This window comes from Vibrio sp. 1727 (genome assembly GCF_033344415.1).
Classification (GTDB): domain Bacteria; phylum Pseudomonadota; class Gammaproteobacteria; order Enterobacterales; family Vibrionaceae; genus Vibrio; species Vibrio alginolyticus.
Map to the genome: position 1 here is coordinate 1 of NZ_JAWPOT010000202.1, position 774 is coordinate 774.

The 774-nt window shown below is 46.4% G+C and carries 2 protein-coding genes; both read left to right on the forward strand.

Going from position 1 to position 774, the window contains the following annotated elements; genetic code table 11:
• Positions 1-298, forward strand: a 298-nt coding sequence (locus R8O10_RS24770) for a YcbK family protein (protein WP_318191896.1), incomplete at its 5' end; no start/stop codon positions are given.
• Positions 299-394: 96 nt separating this feature from the next.
• On the forward strand, positions 395-774 hold a 380-nt coding region (locus R8O10_RS24775; RefSeq protein WP_318191897.1), incomplete at its 3' end, for an MBL fold metallo-hydrolase.

Here is a 774-nt window from a genome sequence, read left to right on the forward strand (position 1 = left end):
GGATAAACGTCTGTTCGATCAAATCAGCCAAATTCAAAAGCTCATCGGTACTGAATCCGAAGTTATCGTGATTTCTGGCTACCGTTCTCCTGTGACCAATGCGTCCCTGCGCAGCGGTTCTACTGGTGTTGCTAAGAAGAGTCTACACATGGAAGGGAAGGCGATTGATTTTCGTCTCGATGGTGTAAAGCTGTCTACGGTACGCGATGCGGCAATCAGTTTGAAGGCTGGTGGTGTTGGATACTATCCGGGCAGTAACTTTGTCCACATTGATACGGGTGCAGTACGCAGTTGGTAAGCTTATTTTAGGGCTGGCGTAAGTCTTGAAGTCGCCTAGGGTTAGTGTCATAGTTGCGGCAGTTTTAACGCAAATTTATTCGGTAATAGGTTATCTATGGCTCTGAAATACCAAGTTGTCCCAGTGACTTCTTTTTCTCAAAACTGTTCTATCGTGTGGTGTGACGAAACGATGAAAGGCATCGTTGTTGACCCAGGCGGTGACGAAAAACAGCTTGCAATGCTCATCAAAGAGCTGGGTGTTGATGTGGTGAAATTGGTATTGACCCATGGTCACTTAGATCATGTTGGCGGTACTGAGCCATTATCAGCGCTGTTAGGCGGAACAGAAATCGTTGGTCCGCACAAAGCGGATAACTTCTGGCTACAAGGTTTGGAAGGGCAAAGCAAAATGTTCGGTTTCCCTCTAACTGAGGCATTTGAGCCGAATCAATGGTTGAATGAGGGTGACGTTGTCACTTTTGGTAGTCAAAAGCT